Consider the following 14,675-nt stretch of genomic DNA (forward strand, 5'->3'; position numbering starts at 1 on the left):
AAAAACCGGCAATCAGCCGGTTTTTTTATGTTTGAATCGGTCAGATAACAGAATTATTTGGTCCCGAAGATTTTATCGCCAGCATCGCCCAGGCCCGGAACGATGTAGCCTTTGTCATTCAATTTCTGGTCAATGGCAGCCGTGTACAGCTCAACATCCGGGTGCGCTTTTTCCAGCGCTGCAATCCCTTCAGGCGCAGCCACCAGCACCAGCACTTTAATGGAGTGACAACCGTGCTCTTTCAGCAGATCAATGGTTGCAATCATGGAACCGCCAGTCGCCAGCATCGGGTCAACAACCAGCGCCATACGCTCATCAATGTTTGAAGCCAGTTTATGGAAGTAAGGCACAGGCTCCAGCGTTTCTTCATCACGGTAAATACCGACCGTACTGATACGGGCACTTGGCATGTGCTCCAGCACGCCATCCATCATGCCAAGACCAGCCCGCAGGATTGGCACGACAGTGACTTTTTTCCCTTTGATCTGATCCACGTCAACCGGGCCGTTCCAGCCTTCAATGGTAATGGTTTCTGTCTCGAAGTCTGAAGTCGCTTCATACGTCAGCAGGCTACCCACTTCAGTCGCCAGTTCACGAAACCGCTTGGTGCTGATATCCGCTTCACGCATCAGACCAATTTTATGCTTCACCAGCGGGTGTTTTACCTCAACGACTTTCATCTTGGACTCCTACACAACAAAATTTCAAAAAAATCGATCTATTATACACTAGTCCATTGTCTTGCAGGTAGGGAATAACCGTCCATCTGGTCAGGTTTCCGTCATACAGAATATTTGACGCAAACGTTTTCCTTTCCGCCCTGACTACTGTTATCATACTGCGGATTTTGCGATTTAACCGGTGAGGATCTGTTGTGAGCGGTAATCATTCTTCTCTAAGTTACAAAGATGCAGGTGTCGATATTGATGCAGGGAATGCTTTGGTTGATCGAATCAAAGGTGTAGTCAAGCGCACGACACGTCCTGAAGTCATGGGCGGTTTGGGCGGATTTGGCGCACTGTGTTCGCTGCCAACCAAGTATAAAGAGCCGGTTCTGGTTTCAGGGACAGACGGTGTGGGCACCAAGCTGCGTCTGGCGATGGATCTGAAAAAACACGACACCATTGGCATAGACCTGGTGGCGATGTGTGTGAACGACCTGATTGTTCAGGGTGCAGAACCTCTGTTCTTCCTCGATTACTACGCCACTGGCAAACTGGATGTCGACACCGCCGCAAGCGTGGTGAGCGGAATTGGTGAAGGCTGCGTTCAGTCCGGTTGTGCACTGATTGGTGGTGAAACCGCAGAAATGCCAGGCATGTATCACGGTGAAGACTATGATGTCGCGGGTTTCTGTGTCGGTGTTGTTGAGAAATCTGAAATCATCGACGGCACCAAAGTCCAGGCAGGCGATGCGCTGATTGCTGTCGCTTCAAGTGGCCCTCACTCCAATGGTTATTCTCTGATTCGTAAAATCCTTGAAGTTTCTCAGGCCGACCTGAACCAGGATCTGGAAGGGAAGCCACTGTCTGAGCACCTGCTGGAACCTACCCGAATTTACGTGAAACCTGTGCTGAAGCTGATGGAAAGCTGCGAACTGCACGCGATTTCTCACATCACTGGCGGTGGCTTCTGGGAAAACATTCCACGCGTTCTGCCTCAGAACACCAAAGCCGTCATTGACGGCAAAAGCTGGGAATGGCCAGCGGTGTTCAACTGGCTGCAACAAGCAGGCAATGTGGATACCCGTGAAATGTACCGGACCTTCAACTGTGGTGTCGGCCTGGTCATTGCCCTGCCGCAAGACCAAGCCACCAAGGCCGTTGAATTACTGACCGCCGAAGGTGAAAACGCCTGGTTGCTGGGTTCAATTGCAGATGCTGCCGAGGGTGAAGCCCAGGTGGAGATTCGCTGAACAATGAAAAATATCGTTGTGCTGATTTCCGGCAGTGGTTCGAATCTGCAAGCCATCATCGATGCCTGTGAAAACGGGACGATCAGCCATGGTCGGATTGCTGCGGTCATTTCCAATAAGGCCGATGCATATGGCCTGGAACGCGCGCGCAATGCCGGTATTCCGACAGCGCACCTCGCGGCAGCCGATTTTGCAGACCGTGACAGCTTTGACCGGGCTTTGGCTGATCTGATCGACGGCTATCAACCCGATCTGGTTGTCTTGGCAGGTTATATGCGGATCCTCAGTGGCGACTTCGTTCGCCACTATGAAGGCAGGATGCTGAATATCCACCCGTCCCTGTTGCCTAAATATACGGGCCTGCATACGCATCAGCGAGCGCTGGATGCAGGGGATTCCGAGCACGGCACCAGTGTTCACTTCGTAACAGAAGAGCTGGATGGTGGTCCGGTTATCCTGCAGGCAAAAGTCCCCATCTTTGACGGCGATAGCGCTGAAGCAGTAATGGCGCGGGTCCAGCAGCAAGAACACCGGATTTATCCGCTGGTTTGTCAGTGGTTTCTGGAAGGACGTGTGGTCATGCAATCCGATGCAGCGGTTCTGGACGGAGAACGCCTGCCACAGCACGGCTATGCTTCAGAAGAGTAAGTTGTGGGCAAACACGCCTGATGATGCACACAAAAATGCGGCTTTGAAAGCCGCATTTTTTATTTGAGGAACCTCTGAGCCTGGCAAAAATCAGGATCAACGGGGAGCTGGTGACGGCGGTGGATCCTCTGGCACTTCAAGCTTCCGCTGATTGATCAGCTCACCATAGTGGAACACAGCAAACTCACCGGTTTCCATTTTATGCCAGCGCTCATCATTGGTCAGCGGCTGTGTCGCGATCACAGTCACCACATCATTGGGTGTGGTTTCCTGCTGAAAGTCTATCGTCACATCTTCATCAATCAGCGATGCTTTACCAAAGGGCGCACGCCGGGTGATCCAGTGCAGGTTGTTCGAGCAGTACACCAGCACGAACTCGCCATCACTGAGCAGCATGTTATAAACCCCCAGCTTTCTCAGTTGATCACATTGCTTGGCGATCAGCTGGAATATCTGCCCCCAGTCCTGAGGTGGTTGCGGGAAGTGGGAATCAATCTGGTTCATTAGCCAGCAAAATGCGATTTCACTGTCTGTGTCTCCGACCGGCTGATAGCGACCCGTCTCCAAAGCCTCATATCCGGTCAGTTGACCATTGTGCGCGAAAGTCCAGTAACGTCCCCAAAGTTCCCGGGTAAACGGATGTGTGTTTTCAAGACACACCCCACCCCGGTTTGCCTGGCGGATATGACTGATCACCGCACAACTTTTGATCGGATATTGCTGGACCAGCGCCGCGATTTGAGAATGGCAGCTCGGCTTGGGATCTTTAAAGGTCCGAAAGCCCTTTCCTTCATAAAAAGTGATCCCCCAGCCATCAGCATGCGGGCCGGTCCGACCGCCCCGCTGCATCAGTCCGGTAAAGCTGAAGCAAATATCAGTTGGCACGTTTGCACTCATGCCAAGCAATTCACACATGTTTCCCTTTCCTCTGTCAGACGTCCGGCTTACGCGACGCCTTCCATTTCCTTCTCAACCAGCATGATCAGGATGTGAATGATCTTAATATGAACTTCCTGAATACGATCAGCATAGCCGAAATGCGGCACACGGATTTCAACATCCGCCAGCCCGGCCATCTTACCGCCGTCTTTACCGGTCAGCGCAATCACTTTCATGCCTTTGGCTTTCGCCGCCTCAATCGCTTTCAGAATATTGCCGGAGTTCCCTGAGGTCGACAGGCCGAACAGCACATCACCTTTGGCACCCACAGCTTCCAGATAGCGGGAAAAGACATATTCGTAGCCAAAATCATTACTCACGCAAGACAAATGGCTTGGATCTGAAATCGCAATCCCCGGATAGCCCGGACGGTTATCACGATAACGACCAGTCAGTTCCTCAGCAAAATGCATGGCATCGCAATGCGAACCGCCATTACCGCAAGACAGTACTTTACCACCCTGCTTGAATGAGTCCGCTAGCAGCTTTGCCGCTGCTGCGATATCCGCCAGATTCTTTTCATCACTGATAAATCGATTCAGTACTTCTGCCGCTTCCGTTAGCTCGGAACGAATGAGATCTTGGTACATAGGCTTTTCTCTGTGGATTATTGATGATGCAAGGCCATGCCTTGCTGGATATGCCCTGGCAGGCAGTTTACATAGAAACCCTAGGAAGTGTCGACTCGCACGTCGGGAAAACCAGTGATTTATCCCTCATATCAGCCGCTCTGCCGGGAAGGAAACCGTTTTCCCGCCGATTTTTCATCCCAGATGTTCCTCAATCGTTCAAATGACAATGCGAAGTTACTCAGCAATTCTCAAAAAAAGTTTTTACATTTTGGCAAACTTCATCTTACACTTAAACCAAGTGGTATGACCTCTTACCTATTCGTTTTGTCAAACGATAAATACCCACACAGAATATTCCTGACTAAGGAGAAGATAGAATGGCTACACTCGTGTACCTGCTCGGGTTACTGGGAATCGCAGGGCTGCTCGCCTATCACAGAGCCAGCCTGAGAACCTTTACGCTGGTGATTGCTGCCACACTGGCTGTCGGCACCTTGCTGGACATCACTGGTGAATTCAGTTGGCTGGCTTTTCTGGTCATCGCATTGCCACTGAACCTGCAGGCAATCCGCCAGAAACTACTGAGTAAACCCGCTCTGAAAGCCTTCAAAGGCGTGATGCCTGAGATGTCGCGGACCGAAAAAGAAGCGATTGATGCAGGCACCGTCTGGTGGGAAGCTGATCTGTTTCGCGGTGCGCCAGACTGGAACAAACTCCACGACATTCCGGCCCCGCGCCTGAGTGCCGAAGAAAAAGCCTTCCTGGAGGGTCCGGTCAATGAAGTCTGCCGCATGGTGAACGACTTTGAGATCACCCATGATATGGCCGATCTGCCTCCAGAAGTCTGGCAATATCTGAAGGACAAGAAGTTTTTTGCCATGATCATCAAGAAAGAATTTGGTGGTCTGGAGTTCTCTGCCTATGCGCAATCTCTGGTGCTGCAAAAGCTCTCCAGTGTCTCCATGGTGCTTTCTTCAACCGTTGGTGTACCGAACTCCCTCGGTCCGGGTGAGCTGCTGCAACACTACGGTACAGAAGATCAGAAAAATCATTACCTGCCTCGTTTAGCTGAAGGGAAAGAAATTCCATGTTTCGCCCTAACCAGCCCGGAAGCGGGTTCAGATGCCGGTGCCATCCCTGATTTCGGGATTGTTCGCAAAGGCGAATGGCAAGGCGAAGAAGTGCTGGGCATGGAGCTGACCTGGAATAAGCGTTATATCACGCTTGCCCCTGTCGCGACTGTACTGGGCCTGGCTTTCAAACTATACGATCCGGAACACCTGTTAGGGGATGAGGAAGAACTCGGCATTACCTGTGCGCTGATCCCGACTGATCTGGAAGGTGTGAAGATTGGCCGCCGTCACTTCCCACTGAATGTGCCGTTCCAGAATGGTCCGACACAGGGTGACAAAATTTTCGTGCCGCTGAGCTTTATCATCGGTGGTCAGGAGATGGCCGGTCAGGGCTGGCGGATGCTGGTTGAATGTCTGTCTGTTGGCCGTGGCATCACGCTGCCATCGAACACCACGGGCGGCCTGAAAACCACAGCGCTGGCAACTGGTGCCTATTCGCGCATCCGTCGTCAGTTCAAACTACCCATCGGTAAAATGGAAGGTATTGAAGAGCCATTGGCTCGTATTGCAGGCAACGCCTATGTTCTGGATGCTGCCAGCAGCCTGACGGTTTCGGGGATTGACCTGGGCGAGAAGCCTTCAGTGATCTCGGCCATCGTGAAATACCATTGTACCCACCGCAGCCAGCGCGGCATCATTGATGCCATGGATATCATCGGCGGGAAAGGGATCTGTCTGGGCCCAAGCAACTTCCTGGCCCGTGGTTATCAGGGCGCCCCGATTGCGATCACTGTTGAAGGTGCCAACATTCTGACCCGTTCCATGATCATCTATGGCCAGGGGGCGATTCGCTGCCACCCTTACGTGCTGACGGAAATGAATGCCGCTTATAACGAAGATCAGCGTCAGGCACTGACCGACTTCGACAGTGCTCTCTTTGGCCACGTCGGCTTCGTCTTCAGCAATCTGATTCGTTCATTCTGGCTGGGCCTGACTGATGGTCGCGGTTCGTCTGCCCCCCGGAAAGATGCCACCAAGCGCTATTACCAGCAACTGAACCGATACAGTGCCAACATGGCATTGCTGTCTGACATGTCAATGGCTGTTCTGGGCGGCTCTCTGAAGCGGAAAGAGCGTCTGTCTGCCCGTTTGGGTGACATTCTGAGCCAGCTGTATCTGGCTTCAGCCACTTTGAAACGTTATGCCGATGACGGGTGTAAGCAAGAAGATCTGCCACTGGTTCATTGGGGCCTGCAGGATGCACTGTATCAGAGCGAGCAAGCGATTGATCAGTTCCTGCGTAACTTCCCGAGCCGTGCGTTGGCCGGACTGCTGCGCGTGTTGATTCTGCCGCGTGGTCTGTCCCGCGTCCAGCCTAGCGACAAACTGGACCACAAGCTGGCAGTCATGCTGCAAACCCCTTGTGAAACCCGTGATCGTCTGGGCCGTGGTCAATTCCTGGAAGCGATTGAAAGCAACCCAGCCGGAATGATGGAAGACGCGCTGAAAGACATTCTGGCCGCAGAACCGCTGTATGACCGCGTCTGTCAGGCAGCGGGTAAGAAACTGCCATTCATGCAACTGGACAAAGTGGCCGATACCGGTCTGGAACTCAAAGCCATCAATGAAGATGAAGCCGCCCTGCTTCGCCGTGCTGAAGCCGGCCGTCTGCGGACCATCAATGTGGATGACTTTGACCCCCAGCGTTTGGTCGCAGGCGTGTCAGAGCCGCAGAAAGCAATTGAAAACGCTGCGTAAACCGCTTGCATCACCACAAAAAACAAAGGGAAGCTTCTGCTTCCCTTTGCTGTTTTCCGGGTTCCTTCAGACTTTCATGTCCGGCGGAATTTCCAGTCTCGGTTCATCCTGTTCGCTGGCCGCAGACCGATGTCGGCGTCTGCGCAGGAACACCCAAACCGCAGCCAGCAGCACAATCACTGCATTCCCGCCCAGAATCATGTTCCAGGTCTGACTCCGGGCAGCCAGTTGCGCTTCAAGCCGACGCTTTTCTTCTTCCAGCCTGGCTTTCTCTTCCTGTTGTGCCCGATATTCGGCCAGATTTTTATCCAGATGCAGAACCGATGTGATTGCGAAATGGCTTTTCTGCATCGGGAACACCAGCGCACGTTGCTGGTAAGTATCTGTGGCATATAACCAGCCCGACCACGCATAGCTGCCCGGGTTGAGCAGATTCGGCACACTGGCTTCAAGCCGGGTCGCATCCGGGGCAGCCTGCTCCTGACTCACCGTCACCGAGCCGTCTGGCGCCTCCTGATCCAGATGAACTGAGAGCGACCCGGGCTGAATCATGCCTTCATCCGAGGTCACGACCAGCGTATGATTTTCTTCGGTATTTCTTGCCTGAATAAAAGACGGTAACAGCGGCGGCGGATAGACCATGACCTCCTGCTCATACGTTCGCAGAAATATCCCGTTCCCGGAGGTCATTTTCACCCGGTAACGACCCGGCTGAATTTCAATGGGCAGGGCGACCGTAAAAACGCCATCTCCCGGCGCTTCATCCAGCTCCAGGCCGTCATCCGAAAACTCACCCAGCTTCAGCGGCGTGGGTAACGCATCTTCAGCCAGCGCCTCGGGGTCATCCACATACTCATAGAAGTACACCGACATCTTCACCCGATCAAGAAAATCCCGATCAGTCAGCAACTGATCATCCTGTGTCAGGCGCGCCGTAAACTTATAGGTTTCGGTCTGATAAAAGCGTTCCGGCAAAGTGGCAACGTCCAGCTTCAGGTTTGACAACACCTTCACCTGGTTCTTTGTGCTGACTTTACCCACCGCCTGCCATGGCCCCGGCATCGGATTCTCAATGGTGATGATGTCCATGCCTGCTTCTTCATGCCAGGCGACATTATCCGGATGGCGCCACGGATAATATTTCACGCCATCCGGACGCACCAAAACCACATTCTGGTTTTTGGTTTCTCTTTCTACCACGAAGGCCACCTGTTTGATGGTCGGATCCACCCGAAAGCGGTTATCCAACCAAGACGCCGCCGACGCACTTTGTGCGCCAAGCAGAGCCGGGATCAATGTCGACAGTAACGCTAGCCTTCGCATACTTCTCCTATTGACGCCAGAGTGTGACGTCACCTTTCTTTTCAATGATATCTAAACGCGCTTCGTGCGCTTTTAGTTCATCGGCAGAAGCCCGGATAATCTTTAATGTTTTCCGTCCGCTGGTTAGACGACGGATACCACTTTCTGCACCACCGTCACTCTCTTCCCCTGCGGCATGCAGCGCCAGTGATGTCTGGCCGCCGGTCATCATCAGATAGACATCAGCCAGAATCTCGGCATCGAGCAAAGCGCCGTGCAGCGTTCGATGGGAGTTATCAATGCCGTAACGTGAACAGAGCACGTCGAGGTTGTTCCGTTTCCCCGGGAAGATTTTCTTCGCCATATCCAGGGTATCGGTCACCGTACAGAAATCGGTGGTTTTGCCTATCGACGGATTGAGTTTCTGAAACTCATAATCCATAAAGCCGATATCGAAGGGCGCGTTATGTGCGACCAGCTCGGCGCCACGGATAAAGTCCATAAACTCATGATGGATGTCTCCATACGTGGGCTTATCGCGCAGAAATTCATCGGTGATCCCGTGAACCGCCACAGCTTCGGCATCAATCGGCCGATCCGGTTTGATGTAGACGTGGAAAGTCCGGCCGGTGAATTTACGGTTAATAATTTCAACCGCGCCGATCTCGACAATACAGTGCCCTTCGTAGTGAGGGCCGGTCATATTCATACCCGTAGTTTCGGTATCGAATACAATTATGCGTTCATTAGTGGCATTCATAGTGTTGGTTATGTCAGACTAAGTTTTTTTATCCTAAGACGAATACTACCAAAGATGACCAAACAGGTAGAGATTTTCACCGATGGTTCTTGCCTCGGAAATCCGGGACCCGGAGGATACGGTACCCTTTTACGGTACAAAGGCCATGTAAAAGAGCTGAATGATGGCTTTTTTATGACCACAAACAATCGCATGGAATTACTGGCCGCTATTGTCGGGCTAGCATCTCTGAAAGAGTCGTGCATTGTCGATCTGACCACAGACAGCCAATACGTCCGTCAGGGAATCACACAGTGGATTCATAACTGGAAAAAACGTGGCTGGAAAACAGCCGACAAGAAACCCGTGAAGAATGCCGATTTATGGCAACGGCTGGACACCGAAACCCAGCGCCATCAGGTTCGCTGGCACTGGGTGAAAGGCCACGCCGGACATCCGGAAAATGAACGTTGTGATGAACTGGCACGCCAGGCCGCAGAATCGCCGACTCAGGACGATACAGGCTATCAGGAAGCCTGACTCTGCACTGTATTACCCCCGGCGCTTTTCACTCGCCTGCGTCCGGCAGTTGACTGAGATGGGTGTCAGTTGCCGGCGCAGTTTCCAGCTGGGTTTGATCGGTTTGAGCGGGAACGTCCGCTTTCTTGCAACAATCAGATAGATCCCCCCCACTCCGGAGAGTGAACCGGATAACATGCTTTCCGCCCAGGCAGAGAAAGCCGGAGAGCGTGTCGGGGGCAAAATGGCAAGGTTTTCGTGAAACACCACTTCGTAATTCAGCACCCCCAGCCAGTCTTTCACACGCATCGGCATGAACATCCGCCCCGACCAGGGTGCCCGCTTGCGGTTCCAGGGTAAAAGCCCCCTTAATCCATGCAGGCTCAACGGATTAAAACCACTGATCAGTAAATAACCGTCATCGACCAGCACCCGATCCACTTCCCGTAACAGTGTGTGAGGATCCGGACAGAAATCCAGCTGGTGCGCCAGTACACAGGCATCGAAAGATTTTTCCAGAAATGGCAGGGCCAGAGGATCGGCTTCCAGATTCCGAAGCGGATTAACGCGGTCAATACAAACCTGATGCCGGATGTTACAATGCCCACTGACAAGTTCGCAGCTCAGGCCACCGAGCTTCAGCAGATGGTAGCCAAACAATCGCGGCCACCACTCATCCAGCTGCGCCTGCAGTAACTGCGCCGCCCATTCTCCCTGTACAAGCTGAGACCAGGTGTTGGGGGTGTCGATAGGTTTTATCGTGCGGGCTGGCTTCATAAATGATGACTCACCACATCAAGGACCGGAGACAATTAGATGCTAACAATGAAGAGCATACCTGCATTTCACGACAATTACATCTGGCTGATTCAGGGCCCGGATAATCGCTGTGTTGTCGTTGATCCAGGTGATGCCACGCCAGTACTTTCCCGGTTGAAAGAAGAAACGCTGACCCTGGACGCCATTCTCATCACCCACCACCACCACGATCACGTGGGCGGGATCAGTGAAATCAAACGCGCCTTCCCCAACTGTAATGTCGTCGGCCCCGGCGATGAAGCCATTCCGGGCCTGACCCAATCTGTTGAAGATGGCGATCAGGTCGATATTTTCGGCGAACGTTTCATGGTACTGGGCGTCCCCGGTCATACCGCTGGTCATATTGCCTATGTCGGCGACGGTAAACTTTTCTGCGGTGATACTTTATTTTCTGCCGGCTGCGGTCGCCTTTTCGAAGGCACACCTGCACAAATGTACAATTCCTTACAAAAATTGTCCGCCCTGCCCGATGAAACAGAAGTTTTTTGTGCACACGAATATACCAGCAGCAATCTTGCATTTGCCCTGGTTGCAGAGCAGGACAACCCGCACCTGCAGCGTTACCGGGAAGATGTCAGTCAGCGCCGAGCCAGAGGAATCAGCACCATTCCAACCTCACTCGGCCTGGAAAAAAGAGTGAATCCCTTCCTGCGTTGTGATCAGCCGAGCATCAAAAAAGCTGTTTCTAATAAAGCAGTTAATGAAAGTGACCTGGAAACCTTCGCCGCCCTGCGCCGGTGGAAGGATAATTTTTGAAGGGCTGTCACTTGTAACCTGCACCAATCGCCAAGTATTATCACCTGCGATTTTGGTTAAAGGCAGGTTACATGAAATCCCGATTTTTTTTAGCAAGTGCACTGCTGCTGGCTGGTTGCCAGATCACAGAAAACTCACAACAAGAAACTGTGGCAACCAATCAAGAAAGTGCAGGCACAACGCAAAACAACAAGAATGAAGTGCCGGGCAACACTCCGGCCAGCGCGACAGCGACTCTGGCTCCAGCTGCAGAACAGCTGATTCCTCCTCCGGCGCCTGTCATCAGCCCGCAAGAACAAGATGACGTCTGGCAACGCATTGCCCTGCAACTTCAGTTAGACACGCCAAACAACAAGCAAATTAACTACTATCGGAACTGGTACTTAAAACATCCGGGCCACCTGACCATTGTGGCATCCCGTGCCGAGCCTTTCCTTTATCACATCACTGAAGCGGTCGAAAAACGTGGCATGCCACTGGAATTGGCGCTTTTGCCGATAGTTGAAAGCTCATTTGATCAGTTTGCATATTCTCACGGCCGGGCAGCCGGTCTGTGGCAAATCATTCCGGGAACCGGCCGACAGTTTGGCCTTGAGCAAAACTGGTGGTACGACGGCCGCCGCGACGTGGTTCAGTCGACCGAAGCGGCTCTGGATTTGCTCGCCTACCTGAACCGCCGTTTCGATGGCAACTGGCTCCATGCACTGGCGGCTTACAACACCGGGGAAGGCCGTGTTTTCCGTGCCATTCGTGCAAACAAAAAAGCCGGCAAACCAACGGACTTCTGGTCACTGGATTTACCAAAGGAAACCAGTGGTTATGTCCCCAAACTGCTGGCCGTTGCGGATATCATTAAAAACCAGAGCAAATATGGGGTTGATGTCCCTTTCATCGCCAATGAACCCGCCGTTCAGACCGTCGATCCAAAAACCCAGATGGATCTGGCAATGGCAGCAAAGTACGCTGGCCTTTCGCTCTCTGAACTCAAAGCCCTGAATCCTGCCTACAACCAATGGGCAACGGCTCCGGACAACCAAACACATTTACTGCTTCCGGCAGATAAGGTCGACACGTTCAACCAGGCTTTTGAAAACAGTGGCCGACAAGGCATGAAAGTCATTCGCTACCAGATTCAAACTGGCGACAGCCTGAGTGTTCTGGCGAAAAAACACCACACGACGGTTGATTTGATCCAGCGCGCAAACAAAATTTCTGGTTCAGGTATTCGTGCGGGCAAACACATCCTGATCCCGGTTGCGTTGAATGGGGAAAACGCATTTCCGAGCCTGACCAGCCAAGTTCGCTCACAAGCCAAACACGGAGGCGGCTACCGCACGATTTACAAAGTCGAATCGGGTGACAGTCTCTGGACGATTGCGAAGAAGCAAAATGTCAGCATCAAAGAACTGATGAAATGGAACGGATTAAAGAAAAGCGCCACACTTCGGGTTGGCCAGAAACTGAATGTCTGGAAAACCAGCAAGAATGGCGGTGTCATTCGTACCGTCTATTATGAAGTTCGCTCTGGCGATAATCTGAGTGTGATCGCAGACAAATTTAAGGTGAAGCTGGCTGATGTGATTAAGTGGAATCAACTCAACAACCAGAAATACCTGAAACCGGGCCAGAAACTGAAACTCTATGTGGATGTGACGAAGGTAAGCGTATGACGGCACCAACCAATCCATTCATTGCACTTCTGGATACATTCCGCTCCCCCGTGGATTGTTTTACCGCCGTTCATCAGCGCCCTAAATGGGCGCTCTTGCCTTATCTGTTACTGATATTAGCCCCATTCGGCTTATGGGGAGCTTACTTCAATCAGGTCGATTTTGCTTGGTTGCAGGAGACACTCCGCAGCCAGTTACCCATGATGTCAGAAGACAATCAACAGCAATGGCTGACCAAAGAAGTCTTGCTGGCTGGAGAAGTCTTTGGTGATATCTTTGGCCGCACGGCTAACCTCTTGATGCTGGCCCTTTGGCTGAATCTGGCCACCAAAAGCAGCCAGATGCCGCAAAGTTTTGGCAAGTGGCTCGCCGCAAGCTGTTTTATCATGTTTCCCAGCCTGATCGGTGATATCGCCAGCTATCTCAACATTCTGTTTAATCCAGAGAACATCCTGCCGAATGCCGCGGATCTGAATAGCCTTAATGCTTTCCTTCAATTACCAATGGGACATCCATGGGCTGCATTTTCCGCCAGTATTCCTTTGCTGATGCCCTGGTATATCGCACTCACCTATATCGCCGTGAGTGTCTGGTGTGGGATTGAGCGCGCGAAAGCCATCGTCATCGCCGCCCTGCCGTGGCTCCTGGTTGTGATTGTCTGGCCATTACTTATTTGGTCAGCCTGAAGCGCGCAATAATCGGGTGATGATCAGAGGCGTCTGTAGCAGGCGCCTCTGCCGTTTCCAGAACCATGCCACGATAAAACAAATGATCCAACGGCCAGCCCAAAACACGGGTGCGCAAATCTTTTTCCAACGTGGCTTCATGCAGACCCAGCTGCGCAATGAAGTGATTCACAACGGCCATCCGCTCCTCCCGCCATGTATTAAAATCGCCAGCCAATAAAATAGGTCCTTGCGCTTCGTTGAGCTGTTCAGACAAAGCTTCAAACTGCGCACGGTATTCCTCCAGGCCCCATGCGAAATTAATTCCATGCAGATTGACCACGGTTAACTGTTGTCCATTGCTCAAAGGATATCTGGCGAGCAGCGCGGATTTAGGAATTCGCAGCCAGGGTTCAACCGCAAGATACGCGCAGGTTTGTGCCGCCTCTTGCCGGGAAAGATTCATCACGCCCGCAGGTGTATCCAGAAAAGCAAACGCATTTGCCATCGTGACTTGCCATGGGCTCTGCGCCAGATAATTGCTGAATGACTCACTCAGCTTGGCTTCCTGAATCAAGACCAGATCGCTTTCTGCGCTGAAAGTTTCCAGAGCGGACTGCCAGTTGTCACGTTGCTGTTTGTAAATATTCCAGACCGTGACCTGAAGAACACCATTTCGGTCTATCGCCGCTTTCGGCTTCACATCCAGGCAATGAATGCTGTACGACCTCCCTTCTACCGCGTCAGTCACTTGCGCCTGTTCAGGAATATCAAAAGAATAATAGGTTCCGCCTCCGGCAAAGAGCAGAATCAACACGAAAACAACGAGGAGCCTTTTCAACATTCTGTACCTGCAACAATTCTTGGCCAGATCAGCATGTTATCACTCTACGTTTTCTGCACCAAAGCGCTATCTCCGCGACTTTTATTCAAAAAGAACACGCACAGGTTTTAATGGTTCACACTGACCTTCAGATACGACAAAATCCCGTCCGAAGACGAGGTTTTTGAAGAGTGGCAGGGGATGACGGACGATCGGACTGGCGTTCCAGCCGCTGACATCAGCGCAACGCGCTGACCTTCAGAAACGACAAAGCCCCGTCCGAAGACGAGGCTTTCAAAAGTGGCAGGGGATGACGGATTCGAACCGCCGACATTCGGTTTTGGAGACCGACGTTCTACCGGGCTGAACTAATCCCCTACAGAGCTATTTCTAGCTAAATAAGTGGCGGAGCGGACGGGACTCGAACCCGCGACCCCCGGCGTGACAGGCCGGTATTCTAACCAACTGAACTACCGC

Annotated in this window: 14 protein-coding genes and 1 tRNA gene; 7 read left to right on the forward strand and 8 right to left on the reverse strand. The window is 52.2% G+C overall.

Features of this window, described 5'->3' with window-relative positions; all coding sequences use genetic code 11:
* Nucleotides 1-53 precede the first annotated feature (53 nt).
* Nucleotides 54-680 (reverse strand): uracil phosphoribosyltransferase, encoded by a 627-nt coding sequence (gene upp / locus Q4579_RS19775; RefSeq protein ID WP_211646092.1) that lies wholly within the window; start codon nucleotides 678-680, stop codon nucleotides 54-56.
* 194 nt (nucleotides 681-874) lie between these two features.
* On the opposite strand from upp, the gene purM reads away from it, so the two are divergent.
* Together purM and purN are read left to right on the forward strand one after the other, a co-directional pair.
* Nucleotides 875-1,915 carry a phosphoribosylformylglycinamidine cyclo-ligase gene (gene purM, locus Q4579_RS19780; RefSeq protein WP_211646093.1) on the forward strand — a complete coding sequence of 347 codons (1,041 nt, stop codon included), beginning with the start codon at nucleotides 875-877 and terminating at the stop codon, nucleotides 1,913-1,915.
* Nucleotides 1,916-1,918: 3 nt separating this feature from the next.
* On the forward strand, nucleotides 1,919-2,563 hold the full coding sequence (gene purN / locus Q4579_RS19785; protein WP_303566478.1) for a phosphoribosylglycinamide formyltransferase: 645 nt from the start codon (nucleotides 1,919-1,921) through the stop codon (nucleotides 2,561-2,563).
* A 96-nt stretch (nucleotides 2,564-2,659) separates the two neighbouring features.
* On the opposite strand, the gene Q4579_RS19790 is transcribed toward purN, so the two are convergent.
* Both Q4579_RS19790 and lpcA read right to left on the reverse strand, forming a co-directional pair.
* The gene (locus Q4579_RS19790; RefSeq protein WP_211646095.1) at nucleotides 2,660-3,478 is read right to left on the reverse strand and encodes a class II glutamine amidotransferase; all 819 of its coding nucleotides are present in this window, start codon (nucleotides 3,476-3,478) and stop codon (nucleotides 2,660-2,662) included.
* A gap of 29 nt (nucleotides 3,479-3,507) precedes the next feature.
* Nucleotides 3,508-4,092 carry a D-sedoheptulose 7-phosphate isomerase gene (gene lpcA, locus Q4579_RS19795; protein ID WP_303566479.1) on the reverse strand — a complete coding sequence of 195 codons (585 nt, stop codon included), beginning with the start codon at nucleotides 4,090-4,092 and terminating at the stop codon, nucleotides 3,508-3,510.
* Between the two features lie 359 nt (nucleotides 4,093-4,451).
* Here lpcA and fadE point away from each other — a divergent pair, with 359 nt between their 5' ends.
* A complete protein-coding gene (fadE, locus tag Q4579_RS19800) occupies nucleotides 4,452-6,905 on the forward strand; it encodes an acyl-CoA dehydrogenase FadE (protein ID WP_303566480.1) in 2,454 nt (817 codons plus the stop codon).
* 66 nt (nucleotides 6,906-6,971) lie between these two features.
* Here fadE and Q4579_RS19805 read toward each other — a convergent pair whose 3' ends face one another.
* Nucleotides 6,972-8,228, reverse strand: coding sequence for a TIGR03503 family protein (locus Q4579_RS19805; protein ID WP_303566482.1), 1,257 nt, complete (start codon nucleotides 8,226-8,228; stop codon nucleotides 6,972-6,974).
* 7 nt (nucleotides 8,229-8,235) lie between these two features.
* Entirely contained in the window at nucleotides 8,236-8,967 is a 732-nt protein-coding gene (gene dnaQ / locus Q4579_RS19810) for a DNA polymerase III subunit epsilon (protein WP_211646099.1), read from the reverse strand.
* Nucleotides 8,968-9,021: 54 nt separating this feature from the next.
* Between dnaQ and rnhA the strand changes: the two genes are divergently transcribed.
* A complete protein-coding gene (gene rnhA / locus Q4579_RS19815; protein WP_211646100.1) occupies nucleotides 9,022-9,486 on the forward strand; it encodes a ribonuclease HI in 465 nt (154 codons plus the stop codon).
* A 12-nt stretch (nucleotides 9,487-9,498) separates the two neighbouring features.
* On the opposite strand, the gene Q4579_RS19820 is transcribed toward rnhA, so the two are convergent.
* Nucleotides 9,499-10,242: a class I SAM-dependent methyltransferase gene (locus Q4579_RS19820; RefSeq protein ID WP_303566484.1), complete on the reverse strand. Its 744-nt coding sequence runs from the start codon at nucleotides 10,240-10,242 to the stop codon at nucleotides 9,499-9,501.
* 39 nt (nucleotides 10,243-10,281) lie between these two features.
* Between Q4579_RS19820 and gloB the strand changes: the two genes are divergently transcribed.
* The 3 genes from gloB to Q4579_RS19835 all read left to right on the forward strand — a co-directional run bounded on the left by gloB (nucleotide 10,282) and on the right by Q4579_RS19835 (nucleotide 13,396).
* A complete protein-coding gene (gloB, locus tag Q4579_RS19825; RefSeq protein WP_303566485.1) occupies nucleotides 10,282-11,040 on the forward strand; it encodes a hydroxyacylglutathione hydrolase in 759 nt (252 codons plus the stop codon).
* A gap of 71 nt (nucleotides 11,041-11,111) precedes the next feature.
* Entirely contained in the window at nucleotides 11,112-12,710 is a 1,599-nt protein-coding gene (locus tag Q4579_RS19830; protein WP_303566486.1) for a LysM peptidoglycan-binding domain-containing protein, read from the forward strand.
* The gene (locus Q4579_RS19835) at nucleotides 12,707-13,396 is read left to right on the forward strand and encodes a YIP1 family protein (RefSeq protein ID WP_303566488.1); all 690 of its coding nucleotides are present in this window, start codon (nucleotides 12,707-12,709) and stop codon (nucleotides 13,394-13,396) included. The genes Q4579_RS19830 and Q4579_RS19835 overlap by 4 nt, the downstream gene beginning before the upstream one ends.
* On the opposite strand, the gene Q4579_RS19840 is transcribed toward Q4579_RS19835, so the two are convergent.
* Both Q4579_RS19840 and Q4579_RS19845 read right to left on the reverse strand, forming a co-directional pair.
* Nucleotides 13,380-14,219 (reverse strand): endonuclease/exonuclease/phosphatase family protein, encoded by an 840-nt coding sequence (locus tag Q4579_RS19840; RefSeq protein WP_303566490.1) that lies wholly within the window; start codon nucleotides 14,217-14,219, stop codon nucleotides 13,380-13,382. The genes Q4579_RS19835 and Q4579_RS19840 overlap by 17 nt on opposite strands.
* 280 nt (nucleotides 14,220-14,499) lie before the next feature.
* Nucleotides 14,500-14,576, reverse strand: a tRNA-Trp gene (locus tag Q4579_RS19845).
* Nucleotides 14,577-14,675 lie beyond the last annotated feature (99 nt).

The organism is Photobacterium sp. 1_MG-2023 (assembly GCF_030547945.1).
Taxonomy (GTDB): domain Bacteria; phylum Pseudomonadota; class Gammaproteobacteria; order Enterobacterales; family Vibrionaceae; genus Photobacterium.

Bases quoted from the DNA above. Each gene is read 5' to 3' on its own strand.
- dnaQ (WP_211646099.1), bottom strand. From the start codon at position 8,967: ATGAATGCCACTAATGAACGCATAATTGTATTCGATACCGAAACTACG.
- Q4579_RS19805 (WP_303566482.1), bottom strand. From the start codon at position 8,228: ATGCGAAGGCTAGCGTTACTGTCGACATTGATCCCGGCTCTGCTTGGC.
- lpcA (WP_303566479.1), bottom strand. From the start codon at position 4,092: ATGTACCAAGATCTCATTCGTTCCGAGCTAACGGAAGCGGCAGAAGTA.
- fadE (WP_303566480.1), top strand. From the start codon at position 4,452: ATGGCTACACTCGTGTACCTGCTCGGGTTACTGGGAATCGCAGGGCTG.
- Q4579_RS19790 (WP_211646095.1), bottom strand. From the start codon at position 3,478: ATGTGTGAATTGCTTGGCATGAGTGCAAACGTGCCAACTGATATTTGC.
- upp (WP_211646092.1), bottom strand. From the start codon at position 680: ATGAAAGTCGTTGAGGTAAAACACCCGCTGGTGAAGCATAAAATTGGT.
- gloB (WP_303566485.1), top strand. From the start codon at position 10,282: ATGCTAACAATGAAGAGCATACCTGCATTTCACGACAATTACATCTGG.
- purN (WP_303566478.1), top strand. From the start codon at position 1,919: ATGAAAAATATCGTTGTGCTGATTTCCGGCAGTGGTTCGAATCTGCAA.
- Q4579_RS19820 (WP_303566484.1), bottom strand. From the start codon at position 10,242: ATGAAGCCAGCCCGCACGATAAAACCTATCGACACCCCCAACACCTGG.
- rnhA (WP_211646100.1), top strand. From the start codon at position 9,022: ATGACCAAACAGGTAGAGATTTTCACCGATGGTTCTTGCCTCGGAAAT.
- Q4579_RS19840 (WP_303566490.1), bottom strand. From the start codon at position 14,219: ATGTTGAAAAGGCTCCTCGTTGTTTTCGTGTTGATTCTGCTCTTTGCC.
- Q4579_RS19830 (WP_303566486.1), top strand. From the start codon at position 11,112: ATGAAATCCCGATTTTTTTTAGCAAGTGCACTGCTGCTGGCTGGTTGC.
- Q4579_RS19835 (WP_303566488.1), top strand. From the start codon at position 12,707: ATGACGGCACCAACCAATCCATTCATTGCACTTCTGGATACATTCCGC.